Origin of the sequence: Amycolatopsis pittospori (genome assembly GCF_013870525.1) — a bacterium.
In the GTDB taxonomy this organism is placed as follows: domain Bacteria; phylum Actinomycetota; class Actinomycetes; order Mycobacteriales; family Pseudonocardiaceae; genus Amycolatopsis; species Amycolatopsis pittospori.
In genome coordinates this window covers 1-5,466 of record NZ_JACBXD010000171.1, presented here as the reverse complement: position 1 = coordinate 5,466, position 5,466 = coordinate 1, and the positions used below count along the sequence as shown (strand labels likewise).

The window sequence follows — 5,466 nt, the reverse complement described above, 5'->3', positions numbered from 1 at the left end:
GACGCCGCCGCCCCCGGCGATGCCCGACGGTGCGGAGGCACCGGACGCGCCCTCGCCACCGGGAACCGACCCGTCGGCGGGCGCCGGCATCGTGCGCACGTCTTCGAGCTTCTCCGGCCGCGGATTGCCGGGATCACGGTCGTCGAGGCCGTTCTCGATCTTGTCGGTATCGATCTTGTCGCCGGGTTTGAGCTCGGTCTTCTCACCCTTTTCGTCGAGGGTGTAGGTGGTCGGCTCGCCCTTGCCGTCGTCGACGGTCACGACGGTCGGCCCGTTCGGGCCCTGGGGCTGCTCGGCGGTGATCTTGAGGTTGCCGTCCTGGATGTGGATCTTGCCGTCCGGACCTGGCCGGTAGACGCCGTCTGCGCCGGGCTCGCCTTCCTTGACAGCGCCCTTCGGACCGAAGTCCTTGCCGTCCTTATCGTCCTTGCCCTCTTCGCCGGGCTTGCCGTCTTCGGCCTTCGGGTCGTCGAAGTCGAGCTTGTATTCCTTCTCGTTGCCCTTGCCGTCGTCGACCTTGATGTCCATTTTGCCGTCTTTATCCGGCTCGGTCATCTCGATCTTGTTGTCGCCCTTTTCGACGGTCATGGTGTCCTGACCGTCGATGCCGTCCTTGATCGCCTCACCCGTCGCCGGGTCGATCGGGTACGGCTTGCCGGTCTCGGGATCGACTTCGAGTGGCTTCCCGGTGACCGGGTTCGTTCCCTCGGCGGGCTTGTCCTCCGGTCCCGGTGCTTCCGGAACGGATGCCGCCGGCGGAGTTCCGCCACCGCCTCCGGGCGGGGTTCCGCCACCGCCACCAGGAGGCGTGCCGCCTCCGCCACCGGGCGGGGTCCCGCCGCCGTTGCCGTCGTTGCCCGGCGGCTTTTCGGCGGGCGGCTTTGCGGATCCGGCCGCGGGGAACGGATTCGTGTAGTCCTCCATGAACCGCGAAAGCTCGTGGTACTGCGTGTTGATCGTGTCGGTCGCGTTCTTGCAGAGCTTCTTGAAGTTGTCGTACCGCTCGCCGAACTCCTTGGCGAACGAACCCTTCAGCCACTGTTTCGCGGCACCGATCGCGTAATCCTTGTTCTCGTCGTTCAGATCGCAGTCGTCGTGACGAAGCCGCTCGGCGAGATTGTTGCCCGGACACGCCGAGTCGAGCCAATAGGCGATGTCCAGGAGCTTTTCCTTGGAACCGACATTGCCGTTCGCGACATCGACGACCTGCTTCGCGATGTACAGCGGCGCCGTGGCGACCTTGTCGACACGCAGCTTCAGCGTCTCGTCGACCTTCAGCTTCAACGCGGAGTAGATCTTGTCGATGGTCGACGGCACCAGCTTGATGACGCCGTCCATCTGCGCGATGAGTTCTCCGGCGTCCGGCTGGATACGCTGCTCGTACTTGACCTTCGCGGCCGTCGCGCCCTCACCCTTCCAGTCGTGGAAGAGGGTGGACAGCGCCGAAGTCGCATCGGTCCGGGTCTGCTCGACGGCCTTCTTGGCGTCGCCGATGTCTTCGACCTCGTCGAACATCGCCTGGAAGTTGATCTCACGGTTCTCGTGGAACCGGTCCCAGATGTCGGTCTTGTAGTTGATGTCGGACGGCTTGTCCGGCATCTTGTTCCAGACCTGGTCGGACCATTCCGAGAAGAAGTCCAGCGCCGGATTCCCGAGGTCGAGCACCTGGTCGGATTTGGTGGTGGCACCACCCGCCGCCGGACGGGCCATCGAGTCGAGGTCCTTGTCCGCCTTGTCCGCGGCGGCCTTCTGCTTCTTGTCCCCGGCCGCGTTCGCGTCGCGTTCGGCGATGGCCTTCTTGTAGGCGTCTTCCCCGCCGAACCAGAGGGCGTCCTTGGTCCCCTGGGTGATGTACGGGTCGTTCTGCAGCTCCTTGATCTGCTGCGGCGTGGGCCGTGCCATTACTGGGTACCTGCCTTGTTCGCGGCGGCGGCGCTCGCCTGGTCGGATGAGGTGTAGCGGGTCGACGCGGTACCGACGCCCCCGGCGAGCTGGGTGAGCTGGCCCGCGTAACCCTTCATCGCGTCGGAAATGGCGAGGATCCCCGTGGCATAGCCTTTCTGGTGATCCTTGTGCACCCGGCCGAAGTCCGCGGGTTGTACCTGGGTCGGCCCGACCTTCCCCGCTTCGGACGTCGTGTTCTCAGCTGCTCGCTCCAACGACGTCGACGCCGTGAGCATCGCCTCTGAATCGGCTTTGTAGCCCCCGTCCGGCATGACCGGTGCCCCCTTCGTCCCGCTGTATCCGCCTCGTTGTCCTACCTACGACGCACGCCGGCGGCATCAGGTGCCATCGCATATGCACACAAGAATGTACCCACCGGTCACCGAGGCCGCAGGAACATTCACACCTTTGCTAACTCAAACGATTTCGGCGCAAGAAGCCTGGTAGACCGCGTTTTCGTGGCTTCGCGCCCGCTTCGACGGCCTCGGCGAGAACGGTCGCCGCGCCCCGGATGTCGACCAGGCGATCCAGCTCGTCGAGATCGATGTCGATGCCGAACTCCACTTCGACCGTCGCCAGGAGCCGGACGCGGCGCCGGGAGTCGACGCCCATCTCGGAGAAGGGCGTGTTCTCGTCGATGGTGTCCGGATCGACGTCGAAGGTCTCGCAGACGAGGGCCTTGATCTCGTCGACGTACTCGCTCCCGTCAGCTGCCATGGGGGGATTCTGTCCCATCCGCCGGCCAATACCGCGTTCTGGCCGCGGAACGGGCGACCTTGCCACTGGACGTCCGCGGCAGACCGCCGGGTTTCACCAGGAAGAAGGCCCGGAGCCCCACGTCATGACGCTCCGCGACCGCGCGAGTGGCCGCTTTGGCGACCTCGGATTCGTCGAAACCGGACGCCTTCCGCGCGCGCTCGGCGACCACGACGACAGCCTCGCCGTCGTCGCCGTCGACCGAGAACGCGGCGACCCGGTCCGGCCCGAGGACGGGATGTGCGGCGGCGACGGTCTCCTCGATGTCGTGCGGGCTGTGGTTGCGGCCGTCGATGATGATCAGGTCCTTGATGCGCCCGGTCACGGAGAGCCTGCCGTCCCGGATCGTTCCCAGGTCGCCGGTGCGGAGCCAGCCGCCTTGCCCGTCGAGTTCGGCGCCGAACACCTCGGCGGTCAGCTCGGGACGCCGCCAGTACCCGGCCCCCACGTTGGGCCCCTTCACCCAGATCTCGCCCACCCCGTTCAGATCGCGATTAGGGGGCGAAACGCGATCTGAAGGGGGCACGACGCGGACCCGCTGGCCCCGGGGCCGGCCGATCTCGACGACCTCGCGGCCGTCCACTTCGGTCACCACCGGGCCGCTCGCGTCGCCGCTGGCGACGTAGACGGTCGCCTCCGCCAAGCCGTAGGACGGCCGGAGCGCGCCCCGCGGGAAGCCGTGGGGTTCGTACGCGGCGAGGAACTGCCGGACCGTCGCGGGCCGGACCGGTTCGCTGCCGCTGAGCGCGATCGAAACCGTCGAGAGGTCGTACTCGGCCCGCTTCGCTTCGGGAACAGCCTCGACCACCAGGTCGTACGCGAAGTTCGGGGCCGCCGTGAGCGTGTGCGGATACGCCGACATCAGCAGCAACCAGCGCTCCGGGCGCCGGATGAACTCCAGCGGCGCGATGAACACCGACCGGCCGCCGGAGTGCATCGTCCCGGCGATCAGTTGCGCCAGCCCCATGTCGTGGAAGAACGGGATCCAGCCGACGCAGGTGGTGTGCTCGCCGCCGTCGTAGGCGTCGCAGATCTGCCAGCACGCGGCCGAGAGGGCCCGGTGCGTGATGATCACCCCGGCGGGTGATCGCGTCGTGCCGGACGTGTACTGCAGGTAAGCGGGGTCCTCCGGCGACACCGGCGTCGGCGGCGACTGGTCCGCCGGGTCCGGCGGCAGGGCGTCGACGGCGACGATCTCGCTCGGTGCCGGGACGTCCTCGGTCTCGGCGAACTCCTCGAGCCGCTCGACCAGGGCTTCCGACGTGAGCCAGATGTCGGCGTCGCAGTCGTTCAGGACCCCGATGAGCCGCTCGCGATGTGCACGGACGTCCGGCGCGGACAGCGGCACCGCGACGGCCCCGGCGTAAAGCGCGCCGAAGAACGCGACGATGTACGAGAGGTCCTGTCGCGCCGTGATCGCGACCCGGTCCCCCGGCTGGATCAGCTCACGGAGCTTCGCTGCGACAGCGCGGACATGGACGAGGAGCTCGGCCCAGGTCAGCGTGTCTTCGACGAGATTGTGCCGATCCGAGCAGTCGAGATGCGTGTACGCCGGGCGCTCGACCTCCGCGCGCGCGAGCAGCCGATGCACGAGCGGCGTCCGCAACACTTCCTCGGGCACTTCTGCTGACACTTGCACATCCTCCGGCCGCGACCTGGGCATCATACGAAGGTGGACGACTTCTGCGTGCTGGACGATCCGGCCGACCGCGTCAAGGCCCTGCGCGACCGGGAGCTCAGCTCGAATCCGGGCGGGGCCGCCGCCGAGACGCCGAACCTCCTGCTGATGGACGGCGCGGACCACCGGAGGCTGCGCGCGGTCGTCAAGGAGGTCATCGCCCTGGTGGAGCCCCTTCCGGACGCCGTGCTCAACGACCTCCAGATCGCGATTAGCCCGCTAAAGTCGCTCTCCCGGTTCGACCTGGTGGCCGATTTCGCCAGGCCGGTGGCGGCCAGGGTGACGGCGGCGGTACTCGGCGCGGCGGAGCCGCTGAGCGAGAAGCTGCTGACGAACCTGTCCGAGACGGCCGCGAATCTGGACGTCTGGTCGGGCGGACCGGCGGGGGCCGACACCGCCGCGCTCAGGGTCGCGATGTTCTTCCTCAAGGCGACGGCCGTCGAAGGCGGCGGGCTCGCGCTGCTCCGCGAAGCGCACGAAGCAGACCGGATCTCCGAAGACGAACTGATGATCACACCGGTCATGCTCGCCCACGCCGCGTACGAGAACTCCATGAACTTCCTCGCCCTCGCCGGCCTCGAACTCCTACGCCGCCCCGAGCTTGTCGGCGACGTACGCGGCCTGATCCACGAAATCGCCCCGACCCGCTTTGCCGCCCGCCGCGTGATCGCGCCGTTCTCCTTGTCCGGCAAGGACTTCGCGACGGGCGACAAACTGGCCATCCCGCTGGGCCCCGGCGACGAACTCGCGTTCGGCCTCGGCCGCCACACCTGCCCCGGCTCGCGCGTAGCGGTCGCCGAGGGCGAAGTGGCGCTACGCGCACTGGCCGAGATCCTCACCCCGGACCACGTCGTGGAAGACGTGCGATACAAGACGCACGCCGTCTTCCACGGCGTCGAGCGCGCCATCGTGACGCTGCGAACCTGACGGCTCAGGTCGCCAGCCAGTCGGTCTCGGCGAAATCGTCGTCGTCACCCCGCGCGGCCGCCCGCCGATGCCGCCCGGCCGGCCGCTCCTCGGTAACGGGAACCGGGGCTGGAGGCGGCGGCAGTCGTAGATCCTGGCGGCGTTGGGCCGCTCCAGATCGA

General features: G+C 67.9%; 5 protein-coding genes. 1 reads left to right on the top strand and 4 read right to left on the bottom strand.

Going from position 1 to position 5,466, the window contains the following annotated elements:
* The 4 genes from H5J31_RS39250 to H5J31_RS39235 all read right to left on the bottom strand — a co-directional run.
* On the bottom strand, positions 1 to 1,902 hold a 1,902-nt coding region (locus H5J31_RS39250; RefSeq protein WP_181777721.1), incomplete at its 3' end, for a collagen-like domain-containing protein.
* Complete coding sequence (locus H5J31_RS39245; protein WP_181777720.1) at positions 1,902 to 2,216, bottom strand: hypothetical protein; 315 nt, start codon at positions 2,214 to 2,216, stop codon at positions 1,902 to 1,904. The genes H5J31_RS39245 and H5J31_RS39250, both read right to left, overlap by 1 nt.
* Positions 2,217 to 2,355: 139 nt before the next feature.
* A complete protein-coding gene (locus tag H5J31_RS39240; protein WP_236005663.1) occupies positions 2,356 to 2,661 on the bottom strand; it encodes an acyl carrier protein in 306 nt (101 codons plus the stop codon).
* Entirely contained in the window at positions 2,651 to 4,363 is a 1,713-nt protein-coding gene (locus H5J31_RS39235) for a fatty acyl-AMP ligase (RefSeq protein WP_181777718.1), read from the bottom strand. The genes H5J31_RS39240 and H5J31_RS39235 overlap by 11 nt, the downstream gene beginning before the upstream one ends.
* Before the next feature lie 9 nt (positions 4,364 to 4,372).
* Between H5J31_RS39235 and H5J31_RS39230 the strand changes: the two genes are divergently transcribed.
* Entirely contained in the window at positions 4,373 to 5,305 is a 933-nt protein-coding gene (locus tag H5J31_RS39230; RefSeq protein WP_181777717.1) for a cytochrome P450, read from the top strand.
* Positions 5,306 to 5,466: the final 161 nt, after the last annotated feature.